Annotated in this window: 22 protein-coding genes; 9 read left to right on the top strand and 13 right to left on the bottom strand. The window is 55.4% G+C overall.

The annotated features are described in order from the left end of the window. Positions 1-28 precede the first annotated feature (28 nt). Positions 29-1,231 (bottom strand): S-methyl-5-thioribose kinase, encoded by a 1,203-nt coding sequence (mtnK, locus tag ACKQAD_RS18095; RefSeq protein ID WP_409161391.1) that lies wholly within the window; start codon positions 1,229-1,231, stop codon positions 29-31. A 152-nt stretch (positions 1,232-1,383) separates the two neighbouring features. Between mtnK and mtnA the strand changes: the two genes are divergently transcribed. Beyond that, positions 1,384-2,412 (top strand): S-methyl-5-thioribose-1-phosphate isomerase, encoded by a 1,029-nt coding sequence (gene mtnA, locus ACKQAD_RS18090; RefSeq protein ID WP_409161390.1) that lies wholly within the window; start codon positions 1,384-1,386, stop codon positions 2,410-2,412. 317 nt (positions 2,413-2,729) lie between these two features. Here the strand turns inward: mtnA and ACKQAD_RS18085 are convergent, their stop codons facing one another. The 3 genes from ACKQAD_RS18085 to ACKQAD_RS18075 are packed head-to-tail and all read right to left on the bottom strand — an operon-like array spanning position 2,730 to position 4,575. Next, complete coding sequence (locus ACKQAD_RS18085) at positions 2,730-3,275, bottom strand: 1,2-dihydroxy-3-keto-5-methylthiopentene dioxygenase (RefSeq protein ID WP_151241520.1); 546 nt, start codon at positions 3,273-3,275, stop codon at positions 2,730-2,732. Beyond that, complete coding sequence (mtnC, locus tag ACKQAD_RS18080) at positions 3,272-3,961, bottom strand: acireductone synthase (RefSeq protein WP_409161389.1); 690 nt, start codon at positions 3,959-3,961, stop codon at positions 3,272-3,274. The genes ACKQAD_RS18085 and mtnC overlap by 4 nt, the downstream gene beginning before the upstream one ends. Beyond that, positions 3,958-4,575, bottom strand: a complete 618-nt coding sequence (locus ACKQAD_RS18075) for a methylthioribulose 1-phosphate dehydratase (RefSeq protein ID WP_409161388.1) — start codon at positions 4,573-4,575, stop codon at positions 3,958-3,960. The genes mtnC and ACKQAD_RS18075 overlap by 4 nt, the downstream gene beginning before the upstream one ends. 187 nt (positions 4,576-4,762) lie before the next feature. Between ACKQAD_RS18075 and ACKQAD_RS18070 the strand changes: the two genes are divergently transcribed. Both ACKQAD_RS18070 and ACKQAD_RS18065 read left to right on the top strand, forming a co-directional pair. Beyond that, positions 4,763-5,920, top strand: a complete 1,158-nt coding sequence (locus ACKQAD_RS18070; protein ID WP_409161387.1) for a pyridoxal phosphate-dependent aminotransferase — start codon at positions 4,763-4,765, stop codon at positions 5,918-5,920. Then, on the top strand, positions 5,908-6,675 hold the full coding sequence (locus ACKQAD_RS18065) for an amidohydrolase (RefSeq protein WP_409161386.1): 768 nt from the start codon (positions 5,908-5,910) through the stop codon (positions 6,673-6,675). The genes ACKQAD_RS18070 and ACKQAD_RS18065 overlap by 13 nt, the downstream gene beginning before the upstream one ends. 8 nt (positions 6,676-6,683) lie before the next feature. Here ACKQAD_RS18065 and hpxK read toward each other — a convergent pair whose 3' ends face one another. The 7 genes from hpxK to ACKQAD_RS18030 form a co-directional block, all read right to left on the bottom strand. After that, complete coding sequence (gene hpxK / locus ACKQAD_RS18060; RefSeq protein ID WP_409161385.1) at positions 6,684-7,946, bottom strand: allantoate amidohydrolase; 1,263 nt, start codon at positions 7,944-7,946, stop codon at positions 6,684-6,686. Then, entirely contained in the window at positions 7,943-9,187 is a 1,245-nt protein-coding gene (locus tag ACKQAD_RS18055; protein WP_409161384.1) for a pyridoxal-phosphate-dependent aminotransferase family protein, read from the bottom strand. Before ACKQAD_RS18055 ends, hpxK begins: the two co-directional genes overlap by 4 nt. 49 nt (positions 9,188-9,236) lie before the next feature. Further along, complete coding sequence (locus ACKQAD_RS18050) at positions 9,237-9,980, bottom strand: amino acid ABC transporter ATP-binding protein (RefSeq protein ID WP_409161383.1); 744 nt, start codon at positions 9,978-9,980, stop codon at positions 9,237-9,239. After that, the gene (locus tag ACKQAD_RS18045) at positions 9,961-10,614 is read right to left on the bottom strand and encodes an amino acid ABC transporter permease (RefSeq protein WP_180740697.1); all 654 of its coding nucleotides are present in this window, start codon (positions 10,612-10,614) and stop codon (positions 9,961-9,963) included. The genes ACKQAD_RS18050 and ACKQAD_RS18045 overlap by 20 nt, the downstream gene beginning before the upstream one ends. Beyond that, the gene (locus tag ACKQAD_RS18040) at positions 10,614-11,279 is read right to left on the bottom strand and encodes an amino acid ABC transporter permease (RefSeq protein ID WP_180740698.1); all 666 of its coding nucleotides are present in this window, start codon (positions 11,277-11,279) and stop codon (positions 10,614-10,616) included. Before ACKQAD_RS18040 ends, ACKQAD_RS18045 begins: the two co-directional genes overlap by 1 nt. Before the next feature lie 12 nt (positions 11,280-11,291). Next, positions 11,292-12,077 carry a transporter substrate-binding domain-containing protein gene (locus tag ACKQAD_RS18035; protein ID WP_409161410.1) on the bottom strand — a complete coding sequence of 262 codons (786 nt, stop codon included), beginning with the start codon at positions 12,075-12,077 and terminating at the stop codon, positions 11,292-11,294. A gap of 570 nt (positions 12,078-12,647) precedes the next feature. Continuing rightward, positions 12,648-13,487: a MurR/RpiR family transcriptional regulator gene (locus ACKQAD_RS18030; RefSeq protein ID WP_409161382.1), complete on the bottom strand. Its 840-nt coding sequence runs from the start codon at positions 13,485-13,487 to the stop codon at positions 12,648-12,650. 197 nt (positions 13,488-13,684) lie between these two features. On the opposite strand from ACKQAD_RS18030, the gene ACKQAD_RS18025 reads away from it, so the two are divergent. Genes ACKQAD_RS18025 through hpxZ form a run of 4 tightly spaced genes read left to right on the top strand, consistent with a single transcriptional unit; the run spans position 13,685 to position 17,305 of the window. Beyond that, positions 13,685-15,289 (top strand): gamma-glutamyltransferase family protein, encoded by a 1,605-nt coding sequence (locus ACKQAD_RS18025; protein WP_409161381.1) that lies wholly within the window; start codon positions 13,685-13,687, stop codon positions 15,287-15,289. A gap of 26 nt (positions 15,290-15,315) precedes the next feature. After that, positions 15,316-15,513, top strand: coding sequence for an oxalurate catabolism protein HpxX (hpxX, locus tag ACKQAD_RS18020; protein WP_409161380.1), 198 nt, complete (start codon positions 15,316-15,318; stop codon positions 15,511-15,513). Next, positions 15,510-16,907 (top strand): AtzE family amidohydrolase, encoded by a 1,398-nt coding sequence (locus tag ACKQAD_RS18015; protein WP_409161379.1) that lies wholly within the window; start codon positions 15,510-15,512, stop codon positions 16,905-16,907. Before hpxX ends, ACKQAD_RS18015 begins: the two co-directional genes overlap by 4 nt. 11 nt (positions 16,908-16,918) lie before the next feature. Further along, positions 16,919-17,305, top strand: coding sequence for an oxalurate catabolism protein HpxZ (gene hpxZ / locus ACKQAD_RS18010; protein WP_409161378.1), 387 nt, complete (start codon positions 16,919-16,921; stop codon positions 17,303-17,305). 148 nt (positions 17,306-17,453) lie between these two features. Here the strand turns inward: hpxZ and ACKQAD_RS18005 are convergent, their stop codons facing one another. Continuing rightward, entirely contained in the window at positions 17,454-17,840 is a 387-nt protein-coding gene (locus tag ACKQAD_RS18005) for a hypothetical protein (RefSeq protein WP_409161377.1), read from the bottom strand. A gap of 51 nt (positions 17,841-17,891) precedes the next feature. Then, positions 17,892-18,092: a hypothetical protein gene (locus tag ACKQAD_RS18000; RefSeq protein ID WP_409161376.1), complete on the bottom strand. Its 201-nt coding sequence runs from the start codon at positions 18,090-18,092 to the stop codon at positions 17,892-17,894. A 790-nt stretch (positions 18,093-18,882) separates the two neighbouring features. Between ACKQAD_RS18000 and proV the strand changes: the two genes are divergently transcribed. Continuing rightward, entirely contained in the window at positions 18,883-20,085 is a 1,203-nt protein-coding gene (proV, locus tag ACKQAD_RS17995; RefSeq protein WP_409161375.1) for a glycine betaine/L-proline ABC transporter ATP-binding protein ProV, read from the top strand. Further along, positions 20,078-21,346: a glycine betaine/L-proline ABC transporter permease ProW gene (gene proW / locus ACKQAD_RS17990; protein WP_409161374.1), complete on the top strand. Its 1,269-nt coding sequence runs from the start codon at positions 20,078-20,080 to the stop codon at positions 21,344-21,346. Before proV ends, proW begins: the two co-directional genes overlap by 8 nt. Positions 21,347-21,620: the final 274 nt, after the last annotated feature.

Below are 21,620 nucleotides of genomic sequence, written 5' to 3'. Positions count from 1 at the left end.
CGATTCGTTGGCGGGAGCGGTTAACGAGCTAGGCACCGCTCTGCCGCACACGCGCCAGCAGCGCATCCACATCAGCAATATGCGGGGCCGCCAGCACTAACGTTCTGCCCAGAGAAATCGCATGACGCTGACACGCTAAACGCGCTTCCGTTTCCTGAATACTGTCCAGATCGGCGACGTGCGCCAGCCCAATCGTGCGGCGAATCAATTCGGTGCCACAATAGCCAACGGCATCCAGCCAGACCCGCTGTAAAAACAGCGCGGCATAGCCCGACTCCGCCAGCGCCGGATCGCGGCTGTTATTTTCGCTCAGCGCCAGAAAACGGGCGGAAAAGGTGTGCCACAGCGTACGGATATCTTCCAAACGCCGTTCTCGCCCGGCCGCCGCCTCGCGTGGTGCCAGCAGCCCCGGTAGACCGCAATAATTCAGCAGCAGATTGCCGATTGCGGTGCCGACATCAAAACCGATCGGCCCATAGAAACCGAATTCAGCATCAATCGCCTTTAAGCGCCCTTCTGCCACAAAGATCGATCCACTGTGAATGTCACCGTGCAGCAGCGCCTCAGCCTTGCTCAGGAAGCGGTGTTTCAGCCCGGCAACCGCCAGTTTCAACGCCCGATCGTCACGCAATGCCAGCACATCCGGCGTCAACGCAGCGTCAAACTGGTTTCTTTCGTGATCGATATAAGGGTCGGTAAAGAAAAGATCTTCGGTAATCTGACACAGCTCAGGGTTGGTGAACTGACTTACTGCGGCTTTCTTCTCATGCGGATGCTGATGAAAATCAGAAGTATGGAATAACGTCTGCGCCAGATATTCCCCCAACTGTGCCGCCGCCTGCGGATAATCCGTGCCCTTAACCAACTCGCTACGCCAGATACGATGATCGGAGAGATCTTCCTGCACCATCACCGCCAGTTCAGGATCGTGATAGAGCACGGTCACGGTATGCTGCGGACAAAAACGCGCGTGCGTCAGCAGCGTTTCGGCTTCAATGCGGGCGCGATCAAGCGTCAGCGGCCAGGATTCCCCGACACAGCGCACATAGGGCAGCGCCTGTTTAACAATCACCCGGCTAACGCCCGCTTCATCTTTAATTTTAAATACCAGATTCAGATTGCCATCGCCGATCTCTTCTGCGGCTACCAGCGTTTGCGGCTGACTGACGCCGCCGTACTGGCGGGCATATTCAACAGCGTCATCCGCCGTAAAAGTGCGGTAAAGAGACATTCCAACTCCTCGCTATTCTGAAATCAAAACCATTCTGTAATCAAAGCTATTCTAAAACCAAAGATACGGACATAAAAACGTTCGGACGTCTATACATCTATCTGGCATCTTGGCAGAATAAGAATATCGATGCAACATGGATTTAACGACCTATGCAGACACTTAACACAACTAGCCTGAAAATCGTTGATAACCAACTGTGGATCCTCGACCAGCAGGCGCTACCACAAGAAAAACGCTGGAGCCCTTGCCCAGATGTCGCGTCATTGGTTGAACATATCCAAACGCTACGGGTACGCGGCGCACCGCTCATTGGCCTGTCCGCCAGCCTGCTGCTCGCGCTGTTGGCCGAGAAAGGATTATCGCAGACCGAACTGGCGCAGGCGCTGGAGACGCTGCGGGCATCGCGCCCTACCGCCGTGAACCTGATGAACAATCTGGATCGCATGAAGCTGGCATTGGCACAGCCACAGTTTGTTGATGCGTTGGTGCAGGAAGCCTTGCGCCTGGTAGAAGAAGATCGCGCCCTGTGTGAACGCATTGCCGATCACGGCGCTGCGCTGGTGAAACCCAACAGCCGCTTGCTGACCCACTGCAACACAGGTGGACTAGCAACGGCAGGCATCGGCACCGCCATTGGTGTGCTGCTACGTGCACATCAGCAGGGGAAAGTCGAGCACGTGTGGGTCGATGAAACACGCCCGCTTTTGCAGGGCGGACGTCTCACGGCCTGGGAGCTGGGCGAGCTGGGTATTCCTTATCAACTGATTTGTGATTCGATGGCCGCCAGCCTGATGGCACAGGGTCAGGTCGATGCAATTTGGGTCGGTGCAGACCGCATTGCGGCCAACGGCGATGTCGCCAATAAGATCGGCACCTATAGCCTCGCGGTGCTGGCGCACTATCACCAGATTCCGTTTTACGTCGCGGCACCGCACACCACGCACGATCCCGCGTGCCAAGATGGTCGAGCCATCCCTATCGAACAGCGTGCCGCCGCCGAAGTCACTGGCGTCTCCGGCAGCTTCGGCCACTGCCAGTGGGCACCGCAGAACGCCACCGTCTACAACCCAGCATTCGACGTCACTCCCGCCGACTTAATCAGCGGCTGGGTACTCGACACCGGCGTGGTCACGCCACAGGACGTCAAGGAAGGGATCTTTCAGGAGGCGTTGAAATAGGAAAATAAGTTCCAGTGATGCGATTCTTCTTGGCGTAAATAGGCCGAGGAGATGATGGGCTTCTGGATGAGCCGCACGGACGCGGCGAAAGCCAGTGCCGCGTCGGGAGCGCGTCACTGGCGGTCCATCAGAAGAACATTAGCGACGAGGGGACCGCGCCAGCGGCATATTTCTCGCCAAAAGCCAGGGTTCCCAGGGCGACGGCGATTGAGCCGCCCTGGGTCGGGCGTTTCGTAACATGCAACATACAGCGGCAAATGTCGAAACGCACGAAACATACTCGTTCATTCATAGAGCGTTCGTTTACAACAAACGAGCTACCGCTCCAGCTTCGGATACGCATCGGCGATCTTATCGCCGGTGAAATGCGCTATCCACCCTTCTGGGTTATCGAACAGGCGGATGGCGGTGAAGTGCGGCTCTGGCCCCATATCAAACCAATGTGCCGTGCCTGCGGGTACAGACAGCAGATCGTTCTTCTCACACAGGATCTGGTAAATCTTGCCGTTCAGGTGCAGGCAAAACAGCCCCGCGCCTTCCACAAAAAAGCGCACTTCGTCTTCATGATGGACATGCTCGGATAAAAACTTGGTGCGCAGTTCAGCACGCTGCGGATTATCCGACCGCATGCTGATGACGTCCCAGCTCTGATAGCCTTTTTCTGCCACCAGCTTATCGATTTCATGCTGGTAGGCCGCCAGCACTTCTTCAGACGATGGCGCGTCGCTCAGCTTCTGGCTGGCTTCCCAGCGTTCAAAACGTACGCCGATCTCGTTCAGTTGTTTCTGAATCGCATCGGCATCCTGACTTTGCCAAATCGGCTGGCCTGCATCGCTGTCGCTAAAAATGGTTAATCCACTCATTGTGCGTACTCCGGTAAGTCGATCTGGTCAAAACGTGCCACCTGACGGTGACGGCTTACGCTATCCGCATCATCACGGATAAGCTGGCAGGTGTGCCAGCCAGCCTCCTCTGCGGCATCCAGTTCCTGACGAATATCCGACAGGAACAACAGTTGCTCGGCGGGCAGCCCGATGGCTTGCGCAATCGTGCGATAAGAACCGGTCTCCCGCTTCATACCGACGCGGGTATCAAAATAGTCGCTGAACAGCGGACGCAGGTCACCCGCGTTACTGTAGCCAAACAGCAACTGCTGCGCTTCTACCGAACCTGACGAGTAAACATACAGACGAATTCCCTGCTGCTGCCATGCGGCAAGCTGCGTGGCCACGTCAGGGTACAGATGTCCCTGAAAATCACCGTTACGGTAGCCCGTGCGCCAGATAATACCTTGCAGCAGCTTCAGCGCGGTGGATTTACGATCTTCATCCATAAACTGGTTCAGCGCGGCGATCAACGCATCGCTACCCGCCTCCGGCTGACCCAATTCCTGACGCAACGCGTTCAGCGCTTGCGCGATCTCCGGCTCGCTGTCGTGTTGCCGCACCGTGTCTGCCAGACGTTCACGCGCATAGGGAAACAGCACGCGGTGCACAAAACGGATATCGCTGGTGGTGCCTTCAATATCGGTCACAATCGCCTTAATCATACTTTCGCCTCCAGCAGTCGACGCTGCAATTCACACTGGAACAGGAACTCTAACCCTTCCAGATGACGACGTGCTTCTTTCACCGTGGCGCCCCAGCAGTAAAGGCCGTGGCCGCGCACCAGAAAGCCGTAACGTAACGGCGTGTGGCTGGCGTACTCCGCAACCCGCTGTGCCAACGCCGGAATATCCTGATCGTTATCGAAGATTGGGATCGCTACGCGATCCAAATGGGTGGTCTGCCCCGCCAGCGACTTTTGCATTTCGTAGCCGTGCAACACCAGTTCAGCGCCTTTCTCTACACGGGATAATACCGTGGCGTTCACCGAGTGCGTGTGCAGTACCGCGCCAATCGTCGGTTCACGGCGATACAGCAGCGTATGCAGCCCGGTTTCCGCCGACGGTGTGCGACCGCTCGGCACGTGGTTAGTGGCAATTTCCACCAGCAGGAAATCCTCTGTCTGAAGGCTGCCCTTGTCTTTACCCGATTCGGTAATCAGGCACTGCGCTTCATCAAGGCGTACGGACATATTACCGCCCGTTGCCGGACACCAGCCCTTCTCACCTATCCAGTGGCAGGCCGCAAGCAGCGCCGTCAATTGTTGATTTTCAGTCATGAGGCTTCCTGTTTTGCTCCATTTTTCTAACAACGTTTCTGGATGATTTTTGGAGATATAGACCATTCTGTTATGTCTTAGTCCATAACGGAATTTAGCCGTTTAAACGTCCAAGCGTCTTGATTGCCAAATACTAGCAGCATGTTATATTACGAGGCAATACAGGCTTGCAGGAGTCCTACCCGCCATGAGCGCCGCGTTAATCCCCGACAGTAAACTGCCTTCGCTGGGCACCACCATCTTTACCCAGATGAGTGCGCTGGCCCAACAGCATCAGGCCATCAATCTATCACAAGGTTTCCCTGATTTTGACGGCCCGGACTATTTACAGCAGCGGCTGGCGTATCACGTCAGTCAGGGTGCCAACCAATATGCACCGATGACCGGCGTCGCACCGCTGCGTCAGGCGATTGCCGAAAAAACCGCAGAACTGTATGGCTGGAAACCGGATGCCGATAGCGACGTCACCGTCACGGCGGGGGCAACCGAAGCGCTGTTTGCCGCCATTGCGGCGCTGGTACGCCCCGGCGATGAAGTGATTTGTTTCGATCCCAGCTATGACAGCTATGCGCCTGCCGTTACGCTGGCGGGCGGGGTACTTAAGCGCATCGCCTTACAGCCACCTGCGTTTCGCGTGGACTGGTCACATTTTGCCGATGTGCTGAGCGATCGCACCCGACTGGTGATTCTGAATACGCCGCACAACCCGTCCGCTACCGTCTGGCAGAAGGCTAATTTCGAACAACTGTGGCAGGCGATTGCCGCGCGTGACATCTTCGTGCTGAGCGATGAAGTCTACGAGCACATCTGTTTCGACAACGAAGGGCACGCCAGCGTGCTGGCACATCCGTCCCTGCGCCAGCGCGCTATCGCGGTGTCATCGTTTGGTAAAACCTTCCATATGACCGGCTGGAAAGTCGGCTACTGTGTCGCGCCAGCGTTGATCAGTGCAGAGGTGCGGAAGGTTCATCAGTATCTGACGTTCTCCGTGAACACGCCCGCCCAGTTCGCCATCGCCGATATGCTGCGTGAACAGCCGCAACACTGGCGTGAACTGCCCGATTTTTACCGCGCTAAACGCGATCGCTTTATCAATGCGCTGGCAGGCAGCCGTTTCGAGATTCTGCCCTGCGAAGGCACCTACTTCCTTCTGGCAGACTATCGGGCGATTTCCGATCTGGACGATGTGAACTTCTGCCGCTGGCTGACCGAGCACGTTGGCGTGGCCGCCATCCCCCTGTCTGTCTTTTGCGCCGAACCATTTCCACACACGTTGATTCGACTATGCTTTGCTAAACAGGAAGCCACGTTGGATGCCGCTGCGGAGCGTTTATGTCGACTTTAACGATTTCATTACTGCAACAGCCGCTGGTCTGGCGGGATGGGGAAGCCAATTTGCGCCACTTCGACACTTTATTGGCGGAGATGAGCGGACGTGATGTCATCGTGTTGCCGGAGATGTTCACCACCGGCTTTGCCATGGAAGCCGCCAAAGGTAGCCTGGATCAGGCAGTAGTAGAGACATGGCTGCACCAGTGGGCGCAAAAAACCAATGCGCTAATCGGCGGCAGCGTCGCGGTAAACACGCCAAAAGGCGCGGTAAACCGTTTTCTGCTGGTCGATCCGCACGGCGAAGTGTATCACTACGATAAACGCCACCTGTTCCGCATGGCGGATGAACACCACCACTATCAAGCGGGCACGGAGCGCGTCATTCTTGAGTGGCGCGGCTGGCGCATCTGCCCGATGATCTGTTACGACCTGCGTTTCCCCGTCTGGTCGCGCAATCGACAGGACTACGATCTGGCGCTGTATGTCGCCAACTGGCCGGCACCACGCGCCGCACACTGGCAAACGCTGCTGGCGGCACGTGCCATTGAGAATCAAGCCTACGTTGCAGGCTGTAACCGCGTCGGCACAGACGGCAACGGCCACAGCTATCGTGGCGACAGCCTGATTATTAACGCGCAAGGGGAAATCCTTGCCTCTGCTGCCCCCAACCAGCCCGCCTGTCTGGACGCCGAACTGTCGCTGGAAGTGCTACAAAGCTACCGGGAATCCTTCCCCGCCTGGCGCGACGCTGACCGCTTTACGTTGTAGCGAATTTGTTACTGTACCGACGCGTGCTGGCGTACAGCCTGACAGAATGCCTGTAGCGCCAGCGCCACATCCGCCGTAGTAACGGACTCATCGGGATGGTGGCTGATGCCGCCGCGACAGCGAACAAACAGCATCGCCACCGGCCAACGTTCAGCGATGGCTATCGCATCGTGGCCCGCGCCACTGGGTAGCAGCAGCGTTTTCCCCTGAACCTGCGTGACCGCATCGTTTAATGCCGACTGCAATGTGGGATCGCAACGGGTTGCCGCGATACGATAATATTCTTCGGCACTGAATTGGCAGCCGCGCTGGTGCGCAACAGCCTGCCCTAACGTCAGGAGTTTTTCCAGCAGCGCATCCAGCGGCGCATCCTCCGGCCCGCGAATATCCAGCGTCATCCTCACCTCACCGGGAATGACATTCGCCGCGCCCGGTAAACACTGCAACGTGCCAAACGTCGCGACCAGATGAGGATCGCTTTCCCGCGTGACCCGCTCAGCCTGCGCCATCCAGTCCGCCGCCGCCGCCAGCGCATCCTGTCGCTGCGTCATCGGCACCGTGCCGGCATGTCCTGCCAGACCGAGGAAGGTACAGTTGAGCCGCCGCGCACCGTTGATCGCGGTAACCACCCCCAACGCCAGATCCTGCTGTTCCAGACACGGCCCCTGTTCGATGTGCAATTCCAGATAGGCGACGATGTCGCTCACCGGGCGCGCCGCTTCCGCTATTTGAAGCGGGTCAAGCCCAGCGATAGTCAGCGCCTGCGCCACGCTGGTGCCTTCGGCATCCTGACACGCCAGCCAGCTTTCAGGCCAGGTGCCGGTCAAGCCTCGGCTCCCCAACAGGGTAATACCGAAACGTGTGCCTTCTTCATCGCCGAAACCGATAATTTCCAGCGCGACAGGCAAACGGATACCCTGCTGATGAAACGTACGCACCACTTCAATCGCCGTCAGTACGCCCAGCATGCCGTCATATCGTCCGGCATTGCGCACCGTATCCAGATGTGAACCAAGCAGCAGCGCTGGCGCATCCGGTATCAGCCCATCATAGCGACCACAAATATTACCCACGCTATCCAGCCAGACTGCCATGCCCGCTTCGCGCATCCATTCCCCTACCAGCGCATTAGCACGCAGGTGCTCCAGCGACAGATAAACACGGGTCAACTGTCCGGGCGTTTCGCTGATTTCTGCCAGCGCATCACAGCGCAACATAATCTGTTCAGCCGCCGCTCGTGCCGCAACAGGTGAGAGTAGAGGTTCACTCATGCACGCTCCTCATTTGCCGCGTAGCTGTTCCACGCGGCCTGTAAGGCCTCGCCCTGTACCGTGCGGAAGCCCAGACGATTCAGCACCGCCTCCAGCGCCGTCAGCGTTTGCATCACACAGTCTTTACGCGCGTTGTAACCCATCGTACCGATGCGCCAGATTTTGCCCTGAAGCGGGCCAAACGAGGTGCCGATCTCAATGGCGAAATCTTCCAGCAGCAGCTTACGTACCTGCTCGCCGTGAACACCGTCAGGAATCACTACGCCCAGCACGTTATTCATTTTGTGTTTAAGATTGCCAAAAGTTTCCAGTCCCATTCCCTGAATCCCTGCCACCAGTGCATTACCGTGCAGCGCATGGCGGGCAATGCTGCGATCCAGTCCTTCTTCAAGGATCACCCGCGCGCACTCACGTGCGGCGAACAACATACTCGTCGCTTCCGTATGGTGGTTCAGGCGCTCCGGCCCCCAGTAATCCATCACCATGCCCAGATCGAAATAGTTGGAATAGATCATTTCGTCGTCGCCGTCCTGATGCGAATCCGTTCGGATCCCCTGTTCGATGCATTTACGACGGCGGATTATCGCCTCCATCTGCGGACTCAGCGTGATCGGTGAACTGCCGGACGGCCCGCCGAGGCATTTCTGCAACCCTGCGGAAACCGCATCCAGTCCCCATTGATCCGTTTCCAGCGGGTTACCACCGAAAGAGGCGGTGGCATCGGTATAAAACAACACGCCGTGACGGCGGCAAATCTCGCCCAGTTCTTCCAGCGGTTGCAGCATGGTGGTCGAGGTATCACCCTGTACCGTCAGCAACAGACGCGGGCGCACCGCCTTGATCGCCTCTTCGATCTGGTCTGGCGAGAACACGTCGCCCCAAGGGACCTCAATGGTATGAACCTCAGCCCGACAGCGGCGGGCAATCTCACACAGCAGATGACCGAAACGACCAAACACCGGCACCAGCACCTTGTCACCGGGGCGGATCGCCGACAGTAGAATCGCTTCGATCCCCGCACGCGAGGTGCCGTCCACCAGCATCGTCCAGCGGTTTGCCGTGCGGAAAAGCTGACGGTAGAGCGCCATGACCTGATTCATGTAGTTCGTCATTGCGGGGTCATACTGGCCAACCAACTGGCTGGCCATTGCCCGTAATACGCGCGGATCAGCATTGATCGGCCCCGGCCCCATCAGTAAGCGGTGAGGAGGATTAATTTGCGCGTACAGTTCGCTGTTCATGGTTATAGGCTCCAAATTCTTGTTTCTCATCCCCTTTCAAAGAGGCTCATTACGCTTCTGACAGTCCTCGAACCGAGGCAATAAACTGTTTTAATTCCGGCGTTTGCGGGTTAGCAAACAGCGTTTTGCTGTCGCCCTGTTCCCAGATGGTGCCCTGGTGCATAAACACCACGCGGTCACCCACTTCACGGGCAAAATTCATTTCATGCGTCACCAGAATCAGCGTCATCCCCTCTGCGGCCAGCTGTTCCAGTACTTTCAGCACTTCGCCGACCAATTCAGGATCGAGTGCCGAGGTAATTTCGTCACACAGCAGGACTTTCGGGTTCATCGCCAGTGCACGAGCAATCGCGACACGCTGCTGCTGACCGCCCGATAGATTCGCGGGATAGTAGTGAAGGCGTTCTCCCAGCCCAACCTTGTTGAGCATCTGCTCGCCTAACGCCTGACATTCCGCCGCGCTTTTACCCAGCACGCGGCGCGGTGCCAGCATCACGTTTTCCAGCGCCGTCATATGCGGAAACAGATTGAAGTTCTGGAACACCATGCCGACCGAGCGGCTGATTTCCCGCGCCTGTGAATCCCTGTCGGTGACAGTCATCCCGCCCAGCTTGATACTGCCGTCCTGATACCCTTCCAGACCGTTCATGCAGCGCAGGAGCGTGCTCTTACCGGAGCCACTGCGCCCGATGATCGAAATGACTTCGCCCATTTCGATATCCAGATCCACCCCTTTCAGGACATGGTTCTGGCCGTAATATTTTTGAACCTGATTAATGGTGATGAGCGGCATTGAATTTCTTCTCCAGATAGCGGCTGTAGTAAGAGAGCGGATAGCACATCAGGAAGTAGCCCAGCGCCACCAATCCAAACACTTTAAACGGCTGATAGGTCACGTTATTCAGCATGGTTCCCGCTTTGGTCAGCTCAACAAACCCGATGATCGACGCCAGCGCGGTGCCTTTAATCACCTGTACGGAAAATCCTACTGTAGGGGCGATGGCGATACGCATTGCCTGCGGCGCAATCACCCGATAGAGCGTCTGGCCGAAATCCAGCCCGAGGCAGCGCGAGGCTTCCCATTGTCCCTTCGGCAACGCTTCCACACTGCCGCACCAGATATCCACCAGAAAAGCGCTGGTGAATAGCGTCAGCGCCAGTGCGGCTGCCGTCCACGGGCTGACATCAATACCGAACAGCGCCAGCCCGAAAAAGGCGAGGAACAGCTGCATCAGCAGTGGTGTTCCCTGAAACAGTTCGGAATACAGCTGAACAAAGCGCGTCGGCCACTTGCGTTTGGTCAACCGCAACAGCATGAGCGGAAACGTCACCAACGCGCCGCCGATGAAGGCCGTCAGCGACAGCAGCAGCGTCCAGCGAGCCGCCAGCAGCAGGTTGCGCACAATATCCCAGTCGGTAAATGCCATTATGACTGACTCCCTAAGAAACGCCGTCCCGCCAGCAGCAAGAGTTGCCGCATCAGGACAGACAGCGCCAGATAACACAGCGTGGTCGCCAGATACACTTCAAAACTCAGAAAAGTACGGGACTGAATCAGGTTGGCGGCAAACGTCAGCTCCTCGTAAGACACTTGCGATACCACCGACGACCCCAACATGACGATGATGCACTGGCTGACCAGCGCCGGATAAATCCGCTGGAGCGCAGGTGGCAAAATCACGCGCAGAAATGTCTGCACACGCGTCAGTCCCAGCACACGGGCAGCTTCCCACTGGCCTTTTGGCGTCACCTGAATCCCCGCCCGGATAATCTCCGTGCTGTACGCGCCAAGGTTAATCAACATCGCCAACAGCGCAGCCTGCCCGGCAGTGAGCTTCCAGCCCAGGCTCGGTAAGCCGAAGACGATAAAGAACAGTTGAACCACAAACGGCGTATTGCGGATCAGCTCAACGTAGACTCCCCACAGCCGACTCAGCAGGGTGGGTTTGCCGCTACGCAAGGCCGCACCACAGATACCGATAGCAATGCCGCCAAGGGTTGCCATTACCGTCAGCTCAATGGTGACCCACAACCCCGCCAACAGTTCAGGCCAGAATGGCAACAGGGCGGAAAAATTAAGCTGATAGGTCATGGCAGGCTCCCGTTACGCTTTGATGCTGGCTGGCAGCGGCGCTTTCAGCCATTTTTCCGACAGGCCATTGAGCGTGTCGTCTTTCAACGCCTGCTCGATCAGCGCATCGACTTTTGCTTTCAGCGCAGGCTCGTCTTTCTTCAGTCCGATGTAGCACGGCGAGTCTTTCAGCATAAACTTCGCCACTGGCGCTTTCGTCGGGTTCTGCTCAGCGATGGCGGCAACCACCAGGTTACCGGTGGCAACATATTCCACCTGCCCGGACAGGTATGCCGACAGCGTCGTGTTGTTATCTTCATAGCGCTTAATCTGTGCAGCCTTCGGCGCGATATCCGTCAGCACCATGTCTTCTACCGCACCACGCGTCACGCCAATGCTTTTACCGCCCAGCGCATCTGATGAGGTCAGCGTGCTCTCCTTCGGCCCGAATACGCCCAGAAAGAACGGCGCATAAGCACGGCTGAAATCAATCACTTTTTCACGCTCGGCGTTTTTGCCCAGACTGGAAATTACCAGATCGACCTTATTGGTTTGCAGATACGGCACACGGTTAGCACTGGTTACGGGCACCAGTTGCAACTTTAGTTTCATCTCTTTCGCCAGATAGCGAGCGATGTCGATGTCATACCCCTGTGGTTGCAGATCCGTGCCTACCGATCCAAACGGCGGGAAATCCTGCGGCACCGCGACACGCAGCACGCCGCGTTTCTCGATATCCTGCAATTGATCGGCCATCACACTACTGGCCTGCACCAGTAACATTGCCGCGCCCATCATCGCCAGTAACCCTTTTTTGATACCCAGTTTATTGATCAACATCGTCTCTGCCCCCGGTTAGTGTAATTGAAACGAAAGATTCTTTAAAAGCAATCATTGAAACTATCGTTACAGAAATTAAGCAAGGAGCATGCCAGATTATATTTGCGCTTTTTGTGCTATTGATGATGAGGAATCTGAGCGTTTTTTAAACCATGGGATGGATATGCGATATCGGTGAAAAATATCGCGCGTAATACTCAGGGCTGAACCTTATGGTCTTTATACGTTATTCGCGTCAAGAATTACGCTGAGGTGAGCATGACCGCCGGATGAGCGGCATGGACGCCGCGAAAGTCAGCGCCGCGTCGGGAGCGCGTCGCTGGCGGTCCGGGTTGCGGGCATGAACGCCGAAGGTACCGCGAAGCGACGTGATTCCTCGCAAAAAGCCTGGGTTCATAGGGCAAACGGCGTTTGAGCTGCCCTATGTCGGGCGTGGCGCTAGGTCACAAAAATAATCCGGTGCTATCACGCCCGAAACGATCTGCATGGCTATATAGCAACCAATTAATGCGCACCACAACAGTGCAAAAGCACCACACTGACGCACCATTAGCGTTGCTCAAGCTCATCCAGTTCACCATAAAGTTCCGCGATGTGGTGGATGCGCTGGCGTCCTTCACGCAGCATTTCATGCAGTAGTGCGTTGCTGATCACGTTCACCAGGCTCATGGCAGACGCGTAGCTGTCGAAGGCTGAGACGCTGTCCAACGGAACGCATAATGACCAACTGACCAACGGTATTAGCGCGCTGACCTGTGGTTCACACAATAGCAGCACAGGCACACCGCGTTTTTGCAACTGCGCCAGCAGAGGCTGAATCAGGCGAGGGCGGCGGCGAAAGGCCACCACAATCACGACATCCTGAGCAGTGAGATCCACCAGTTCTTCGGAAAGCGTCTGACCGGGCTGCGCCAGCAGCGTGACCTGTTGACGGATCTGGAGCAACTGTTGGCGCAGGTGCAGCGCTACGGGATAACTGTTGCGTAAGCCAATCAGACACAAGCGCTGCGCCTGCATCAACGCCTGAATCACGGCACCGAACTGCACGGGGTCGATCTGGTTTATCCACTGCGTCAGGTTTGCCATTTCCTGTTTGTAATGCCGCGCCAGCAGTGTATTACCCTGCACGGCATCACGATTATCCGCCAGCGGCATCCCGCTCTGGCGCAGCGTTCTGAGTTCATCCCGCATATCACGATAGCTGGGATAGCCCAACCGTTTGAACAAACGGCTGACGGTCGCTTTAGAGACACCGCTCAGCCGGGCCAGCTCGGCGCTGTTATAGCTAATCAGGTCGTTAAAGTGATCGAAAATGAAATCCGCGACGCGCTGCTCCTGCGGTGAAAGTTCGCCGTAGCGATCCCGTAATCGTTCATCTATTTGCATCATCGTCTCTCACCCATTGCGCTTGCTGTAACGTTTGTTTCATATCGCAGAACATAGCACAGGATTGTCAGGATGATACAGATCCCCCTCCGACCACGCATACCGACTTTTAACCGCACCGAAAAACTGGAACGCCGTTTGCTTATAGCTAGGGTTAATGGAGCAACTCACACTTACCTTACACAAAAAGGAATCTTAAAATGATGCAAAGCAATACCGCCCCATTGGGCATGGCGGTGGCACCTCATCATTTAGCCAGCGCCAGCGCATTGGCAGTTCTGCGTGAAGGCGGAAATGCCATTGAAGCCATGGTCGCGGCGGCAGCGACGATTGCGGTGGTATACCCCCATATGAATGGCATCGGTGGCGACGGCTTTTGGCTGATTGTGCCGCCACACGGCGAACCTGTCGCCATTGATGCCAGCGGGGCAGCGGGGTCGCTGGCCTGCCGTGAATATTATCAAGGTGAAAAGCGCATCCCGCATCGCGGTCCTAAAGCCGCATTGACGGTCGCGGGCACCGTCGGCGGCTGGCAAGAAGCGTTAGCCTATTCACAAGAATTGACCTATTCACAAGAAATGGACGGTACCCCGCTGCCGCTCGCTCGTCTCCTTTCTGACGCCATTCGCTACGCGGCTGACGGTATTCCCGTCACGCAATCGCAGGAAGATGCGCTCACCCAGCGCTATCACGAACTGAGCGATTTCCCAGCGTTTAGCCAGCTCTTTATGCCACAAGGGAATGTCCCGCGCGCGGGCAGCCGCTTCACGCAGCCGGATTTAGCCGATACCCTGACGACGCTCAGCATTGAAGGGCTGGACAGTTTTTATCGCGGTTCCGTCGCCGCCCAGTTGTCGGCACAGATGGCACTGATCGGTATGCCGCTAACGGCTGATGATCTGGCGAATTACCGCGCCAAACGGACAACGCCGCTGGTGCTGAAACACAGTAAAGGCGATATCTATAATCTCGCGCCCCCAACACAAGGTCTGGTATCGCTCGCCATCCTCGGACTGACCGATCATTTAGAAATGGAAGATCTGAACGATAGCCAGACGATCCACCGCATTGTCGAGTCGACCAAGCTGGCGTTTGGTTTGCGTGACCGCTTCATTACCGATCCCAGAATGATGACGCAGGATGTTCAGGCGCTGCTGGAAAACGATGCGCTCGGTGCACTCGCGCGGCAGATCGATACCCGCCAGGCCGCGCCGTGGGGCGAAGGCAAGGGCCCCGGCGATACCGTCTGGATGGGGGTATGCGATAGCAGCGGCCTGTGCGTCTCTTTCATTCAAAGTATTTACCACGAATTTGGCAGCGGCGTGGTATTGCCGGGAACCGGCGTGCTCTGGCAGAACCGCGGTGCGTCATTCAGCCTCGATCCCACGCACCTGTTGGCATTGGAGCCAGGTAAACAGCCTTTTCATACGTTAAACCCCGCCGCCGCACGTCTGTCCGATGGCCGGACGATGGTCTACGGTTCTATGGGAGGAGATGGGCAGCCACAGACGCAGGCGGCCCTCTTTATCCGCCATGTCCAGCAGGGACTGCCGCTGCAACAGGCGATTACCGCCCCGCGCTGGCTGCTGGGCCGAACCTGGGGACAAGCCTCAGATACCCTGAAGATCGAAGATCGTTTTAAACCCGCCACCGTCGATGCCCTGCGCCAACTGGGCCACGACGTCGAGCTATTGGGCAGCTTTAGTGAAACGGTCGGCCACGCCGGTGCCATCGTGCGGCACACCAACGGCATGCTGGAAGGTGCTTTCGATCCACGCAGCAACGGCAGTGCGGCAGGCTTCTAATCATAAATCAACCGGGAGAGCACCCCATGACGACAACCTCTATCGATAGCGACACGCTGGCCGCCTATCTTCAGCACATGGAAGCGTTGCTGGCGCTGCAACTGAGTCAGGAACGACATCAGGAGCTGTTAGTGCAGTTCAGCCGCATCCACGCCATGGCGCAACCGCTGATGGCTTTTCCTCTTGATGAGCATCAGGAAATCGCCGGGGTGTATACGTTATGAGTTTATACGCCACACATGCGTCCTCATCGCTATCTATCCGGCAGATTCAGCAAGGTTTACAGGCTGGCACGCTCTCCGCCAGAGAGCTTGCACAACAGGCGCTGGACGCAATTGAGCAGGCTAACTCCACCATCAATGCCTACACCCATGTCACCGGCGAACGCATGTTGGCAGAGGCTGAGCACATCGACGCGTGCCGCCAACGCGGTGAAACCTTACCGGCGCTGGCCGGCGTGCCTTACGCCGTAAAGAATCTGTTTGACGTTAGCGGTGAAACCACGCTGGCAGGCGCCGAGCTTTTCAGTCAACGCCCACCCGCCGGACAGGATGCTTTTGCCATCCGCCAGCTTGCCAGTCAGGGCGCGCTGCTATCCGGCATGTTAAACATGGATGCCTATGCCTATGGCTTTACCACCGAAAACAGCCATTACGGCCCCACGCACAACCCGCGTGATACACAACGTATTGCCGGAGGGTCGTCTGGGGGATCGGCGGCCGCGGTAGCGGCGGGACTGGTTAACTTCACGCTGGGTAGCGACACCAACGGTTCAATCCGCGTACCATCATCGCTATGCGGTATTTTCGGGCTAAAGCCGACGTTTGGCCGTTTATCGCGCCACGGTAGCCACCCGTTTGTCGCCAGCCTCGACCACATCGGCCCCTTGGCGCGCCGCGTAGACGACCTGGCGTTAGTGTTTGATGCATTACAAGGTTACGATGAGAAAGACCATTTTCAGGCCGAACGCGAAACGCAGCAGACGACCACACAATTAGAAGCAGGCAGCGACGGATTGCGCTACGCGGTGCTGGATGGCTATTTCTCCACGTGGGCCAACGAGGAGGCCAACGCCGCCGTTCGTCAGATCGCACAGTCGCTGGGCGCACAGGACAACCTGACACTAACCGATGCCGCGCTAGCACGCAGCGCCGCCTTTATTCTGTCAGCCAGCGAAGGAGGAAATCAGTATTTACCCGCCTTGCAAACTCATCCTGAACGCTTCGAGCCGCTGTCTCGCGAACGCCTGCTGGCTGGCGCGATGATTCCCTCCGCCTGGTATGTGCAGGCCCAGCGTTTCCGTCACTATTTTCGTCAACAGGTGCTGGCATTGTTTGAACACACAGACCTGCTGATCGCGCCAGCAACGCCCTGCTCCGCCACGCTCATTGGACAGGAAACCATGCGCATTAATGATACCGATCTGCCCGTCCGCGCCAACATGGGCATGCTGACACAACCGATCTCCTTCGTCGGGCTACCGGTCGTGACGGTGCCTGTTACAACCGCTAGCGGCCTACCAATCGGCGTACAGATTATTGCCGCACCGTGGCGCGAAGATTTGTGTCTGCGGGCGGCGTGGGCGCTGGAGCAGCAGGGAATCACCTATACCTTATGAGGAAAGAAAATATGTTACCTGAGGATATTAACCAGCCGGATGTGCTGGCTGACGTGACCGAAGCGTTCTATCGCTACGAAAAAGCCTTAACCGGTAATGACATTGCAGTACTGGATGAACTGTTCTGGCACGATGAAAAAACGGTGCGCTATGGCGCAGGAGAAAACCTGTACGGGATCGAGGAAATCCGCGCCTTTCGCCTCGCCCGTCCTTCTGCTGGTCTGGACAGAGACTTACGTAATACGGTCATCACCACCTACGGACATGATATGGCCGTCGCCAGCACGGAATTTACCCGCGCAGGCAGCACGAAGATCGGCCGCCAAATGCAAACCTGGGTAAAAATGCCTGAAGGCTGGCGCATTGTCGCCGCCCACGTCAGTCTGATGAGCGAGTGAAGACGATAAAAGACACAAGCAAAGTCCGTATGTGCTTGTGTCAGTTACCCGTCATCGGTTTATCGGCTTGGTTAGGTGCGTCTGACGCCAGATAATATTTGCCATCTATAAGCACATATTCACCTGAAGCCAGTTTGCGCTTATCACATCACACGCCGTCATTTGCAATATTTTCCCCAAGGCGAACAATGCCTGTTCCTGAAGACGTAATGTCGTAATATCGTGTGAGGATGACATAGCCTCTCCTGTCTGAACCAAGGCGATTAAATGACCGCATACCAGAGATACGAATGTTAAATCTGCTTTTCCCTGCCAACCCCAGCAAGCCATCATATAAATCCGTGAGATCAATTTCCCTTTTTCCCGAAAGATCGGGAGCGGCGCACCAATAATAAGCGACCAATAGGGAAACATTGCAGTGGTCAAAAATTGCTCTAGCAACCGACGTAATCACCTTTAGAATTTGCCCGGAATTGAGCTCAACACGCTGGTGAGCGTCCAAACGCTCTTGGTTCTCAACTTTAATCAAAAGCAAGCGTCCAAAGGCCTGCCAGGGGCATTTGAAATGCCAGGTATGTTATGTTTCTCATAATCCGTTGTTAAGCAATTCGTCCATAGATTGGAGCTTTTGGAAGCCAATGGCATATAATACCATGCCACCAACGATAAACTGGCGCATAAGCAACTCACCGTTCCCTGCATAGTCGTCGAAATCATGGTATTCCCAAATAACCATGGCTAGCTTTTCTTTAGCAAAAGTTAGGTGAGCCGATACCCAAAATACCATTTTTCGACAATGCCCTTATTTTTCTTTCTGGCATTGCCTCGCAATTATCAAAACAATTCAACACATCGAATTACAAATGGCATTATCCATGCAAAAATGACAAATATATTATTCAGAACACTCTCATTTATTGGTGGAAATTAACACTATCATTTCCCCCATTATATCTTTGCTATACTGTATAAAATACCGACAGTTATCATAAGTAAAAAATGGACTTACGTCGGCCTATTCGAGTGTCTATAAGCCAAAAATCGTGATTTATTTATCCCATTATTCGAGTAGTGAAAATCACTATAAATAGCGCCTCATCCACAATCAGAAAAGGTTATATCAACCACTCATTCAACATACCAACAACAACAGACAACGCACTGTTATAAAAAGAATCCCCTCTAAATCAAGAAATCATAAACATCAAATAAATCATTAGGATAACGAAGAAATAATCGTATTATGATTACCGGAAATACTCACCACCGCTGAGGCAATATAGCCTGAATAATTCAAGTTTCAGGAAGGCGGCACGAGAAGGACCAATTCGTCGGGAACGAATTTGACCTGCCAACGACTGGCCACCAGTGAGAGACAGAATGTCTCTCATTTCATCCCGATGAGCTTACTCAGGTAAGTGATTCGTGTGAGTGAACGCCGCCAACGCACATGCAACTTGAAGTATGACGGATATAAAGGGTTGTCTCAGAATCTGAGTATGGTAGGGTAGATTATGTTTAATCATTATCAGGGCTACGTTATAGAATTATAAACGACACAGGAAAACAATAATTTCATGGCAATTAAACTTGAAGTAAAGAATCTTTATAAGATATTTGGCGAGCACCCAGACAGAGCATTTAAACTGATTGATAAAGGCCTGAGCAAAGATCAGGTATTTGAAAAAACAGGGCTTACTGTCGGGGTAAAAGATGCCAGTCTGGCCATTGAAGAAGGCGAGATATTTGTCATCATGGGATTATCCGGTTCCGGCAAATCCACCATGGTACGCCTTCTCAATCGTCTGATAGAACCCACTCGGGGTCAGGTGCTGATCGACGGTGAGGATATCTCTAAAATATCCGATACCGCGCTGCGCGACGTACGCCGCAAGAAGATCAGTATGGTGTTCCAGTCCTTTGCGTTGATGCCGCACCTGAACATTCTCAGCAATACCGCATTTGGCATGGAACTCGCAGGCGTGCCGAAAGCGGAACGTGAGCAAAAAGCCCTAGATGCTTTGCAGCAGGTCGGTCTTGAAGCCTACGCCGCCTCTTACCCGGATGAGTTATCCGGCGGGATGCGCCAACGTGTCGGTCTAGCTCGCGCCTTAGCGAACGACCCCGATATCCTGTTGATGGATGAGGCGTTTTCCGCACTTGATCCGCTGATCCGTACTGAAATGCAGGATGAGCTGATCAAACTCCAGTCCCGTCATCAACGCACTATCGTCTTTATCTCTCACGATCTGGATGAAGCGATGCGCATCGGTGACCGAATTGCCATCATGCACGGCGGTGAAGTGATTCAGGTCGGTACCCCCGATGAAATTCTGAATAACCCAGCCAATGACTATGTGCGCACCTTTTTCCGCGGTGTCGATATCAGCCACGTGTTTAGCGCCAAAGATATCGCCCGTCGTCGCCCGGTCACCTTGATTCGTAAAACGCCTGGCGTGGGCCCGCGTTCCGCGCTGAAAATCCTTCAGGATGAAGACCGTGACTACGGTTACGTGTTGGAAGGTGGGAAACGCTTTATTGGCGTCGTCTCGATTGATTCACTGAAGCAGGCGCTGAAAGAACAGCATCCGCTGGAACAAGCGTTACTGTCCGAACCTGCTCCCGTGCCCGCAGATATGTCACTCAACGAGCTGATTTCTCAGGTCGCACAGGCTCCCTGTGCCGTCCCTGTCATCGGCGAAAATCATGAGTACATTGGCATCATTTCCAAAGGAATGTTGCTACAGGCACTGGATAAGGAAGGAGTGACCAATGAGTAAATCAACCTCAAATCTGTGGGACACCACCACAACACAAAATCAGCCTGCCGCTCAAGGCACGACCACTGAACAAGGCACTAGCGCTGCGCCAAACGATCCGTGGGCGACCAGTACACAGAATGCCCCAGTTGATTCTACATCGGTGAACGACGGCGCGATGCCAGACAGCACCACGCAGAGCGATCCGTGGTCCACCAGCGCTCCTGCTCAGGACACACCGACTAATGGCGCTGATGCCTGGAGCAACGCGCCGACGCCTGATGGTTCGGCCGATGCCGCCCATCAGGCTGCGCAATCAGGTAGTGACTGGCTGAACAATTCGGCCCCTGCGACACCCGAGCATTTCAACCTGCTCGATCCGTTTAAGGACACGCTGATCCCATTGGACAACTGGGTCACCCACGGTATCGACTGGCTTGTGCTGCACTTCAGGCCTGTTTTTCAGGGCGTGCGCGTTCCGGTCGACTTTATTCTGGGCGGCTTCCAACAGTTTCTGCTAGGGATGCCAGCCCCCATTGCCATTCTGGTGTTTTCGCTGCTTGCCTGGCAGATATCCAGCCTCGGCATGGGTGTCGCCACTCTGCTGTCGCTGATCGCCATTGGTGCGATAGGTGCCTGGTCGCAGGCCATGATCACGCTGGCTCTGGTGCTCACCGCACTGTTCTTCTGCGTGCTCATCGGTCTACCGATAGGAATCTGGCTAGCGCGTAGCGAACGGGCCGCGAAGTTTATTCGCCCGCTGCTGGATGCTATGCAGACCACGCCCGCGTTCGTCTATCTGGTGCCTATCGTCATGCTATTCGGTATCGGTAATGTGCCGGGGGTGGTGGTGACCATTATCTTTGCCCTGCCGCCGATTATTCGCTTAACCATTCTGGGGATTCGTCAGGTTCCCGCAGATTTGATCGAAGCCGCAGAATCCTTCGGTGCCAGCCCGCGCCAAATGTTGTTTAAGGTTCAGCTTCCGCTGGCCATGCCAACCATCATGGCCGGGGTTAACCAGACGCTGATGTTAGCCCTGTCGATGGTGGTGATTGCCTCGATGATCGCCGTGGGTGGTCTGGGTCAGATGGTATTGCGCGGTATTGGCCGTCTGGATATGGGTCTGGCTGCCGTCGGCGGTGTCGGGATCGTCATTCTGGCGATTATTCTTGACCGTCTGACTCAGTCTCTGGGACGCGATCGCCGCAGCAAGGGCAACAAACGCTGGTATGTCAGCGGCCCGATTGGTCTGCTGACCCGTCCTTTCATCAAGCAATAACAATAACGCTCGTCCCGTTTGTCTGGCACACATCAGACAAACGGCGACATTCACTATTCGTTTTATCCGCAATATTAATTTTATCTATACCCTAAATAATTCGAGTTTCAGGAAGGAGGCAAGCGAGGGAATCCCGATGAGCATACTCAGGTAAGTGATTCGGGTGACTGGCAAATCTTCCCAGGGCAGATCTGAACGCTGCTTGCAGCGGCCCCTGCGGGCTGAGGAATCCCCAGAAAACAAGACAGGCATAGAGTTTTATGATCTACTGATT

It is taken from the genome of Pectobacterium artocarpous (genome assembly GCF_046159765.1).
GTDB lineage: Bacteria > Pseudomonadota > Gammaproteobacteria > Enterobacterales > Enterobacteriaceae > Pectobacterium.
This window is presented reverse-complemented; position numbering and strand designations above follow the sequence as displayed.

Excerpts from the sequence above, each read along its gene's own strand:
- mtnC (WP_409161389.1), bottom strand. The coding sequence starts at position 3,961 with ATGATTAAGGCGATTGTGACCGATATTGAAGGCACCACCAGCGATATC.
- proV (WP_409161375.1), top strand. The coding sequence starts at position 18,883 with ATGGCAATTAAACTTGAAGTAAAGAATCTTTATAAGATATTTGGCGAG.
- ACKQAD_RS18050 (WP_409161383.1), bottom strand. The coding sequence starts at position 9,980 with ATGCCGCTCATCACCATTAATCAGGTTCAAAAATATTACGGCCAGAAC.
- ACKQAD_RS18065 (WP_409161386.1), top strand. The coding sequence starts at position 5,908 with ATGTCGACTTTAACGATTTCATTACTGCAACAGCCGCTGGTCTGGCGG.
- ACKQAD_RS18045 (WP_180740697.1), bottom strand. The coding sequence starts at position 10,614 with ATGGCATTTACCGACTGGGATATTGTGCGCAACCTGCTGCTGGCGGCT.
- proW (WP_409161374.1), top strand. The coding sequence starts at position 20,078 with ATGAGTAAATCAACCTCAAATCTGTGGGACACCACCACAACACAAAAT.
- mtnA (WP_409161390.1), top strand. The coding sequence starts at position 1,384 with ATGCAGACACTTAACACAACTAGCCTGAAAATCGTTGATAACCAACTG.
- ACKQAD_RS18070 (WP_409161387.1), top strand. The coding sequence starts at position 4,763 with ATGAGCGCCGCGTTAATCCCCGACAGTAAACTGCCTTCGCTGGGCACC.
- ACKQAD_RS18000 (WP_409161376.1), bottom strand. The coding sequence starts at position 18,092 with ATGGTATTTTGGGTATCGGCTCACCTAACTTTTGCTAAAGAAAAGCTA.
- ACKQAD_RS18040 (WP_180740698.1), bottom strand. The coding sequence starts at position 11,279 with ATGACCTATCAGCTTAATTTTTCCGCCCTGTTGCCATTCTGGCCTGAA.
- ACKQAD_RS18075 (WP_409161388.1), bottom strand. The coding sequence starts at position 4,575 with ATGACTGAAAATCAACAATTGACGGCGCTGCTTGCGGCCTGCCACTGG.
- hpxK (WP_409161385.1), bottom strand. The coding sequence starts at position 7,946 with ATGAGTGAACCTCTACTCTCACCTGTTGCGGCACGAGCGGCGGCTGAA.
- hpxX (WP_409161380.1), top strand. The coding sequence starts at position 15,316 with ATGACGACAACCTCTATCGATAGCGACACGCTGGCCGCCTATCTTCAG.
- ACKQAD_RS18030 (WP_409161382.1), bottom strand. The coding sequence starts at position 13,487 with ATGATGCAAATAGATGAACGATTACGGGATCGCTACGGCGAACTTTCA.
- ACKQAD_RS18015 (WP_409161379.1), top strand. The coding sequence starts at position 15,510 with ATGAGTTTATACGCCACACATGCGTCCTCATCGCTATCTATCCGGCAG.
- ACKQAD_RS18085 (WP_151241520.1), bottom strand. The coding sequence starts at position 3,275 with ATGAGTGGATTAACCATTTTTAGCGACAGCGATGCAGGCCAGCCGATT.
- ACKQAD_RS18055 (WP_409161384.1), bottom strand. The coding sequence starts at position 9,187 with ATGAACAGCGAACTGTACGCGCAAATTAATCCTCCTCACCGCTTACTG.
- mtnK (WP_409161391.1), bottom strand. The coding sequence starts at position 1,231 with ATGTCTCTTTACCGCACTTTTACGGCGGATGACGCTGTTGAATATGCC.
- hpxZ (WP_409161378.1), top strand. The coding sequence starts at position 16,919 with ATGTTACCTGAGGATATTAACCAGCCGGATGTGCTGGCTGACGTGACC.
- ACKQAD_RS18025 (WP_409161381.1), top strand. The coding sequence starts at position 13,685 with ATGATGCAAAGCAATACCGCCCCATTGGGCATGGCGGTGGCACCTCAT.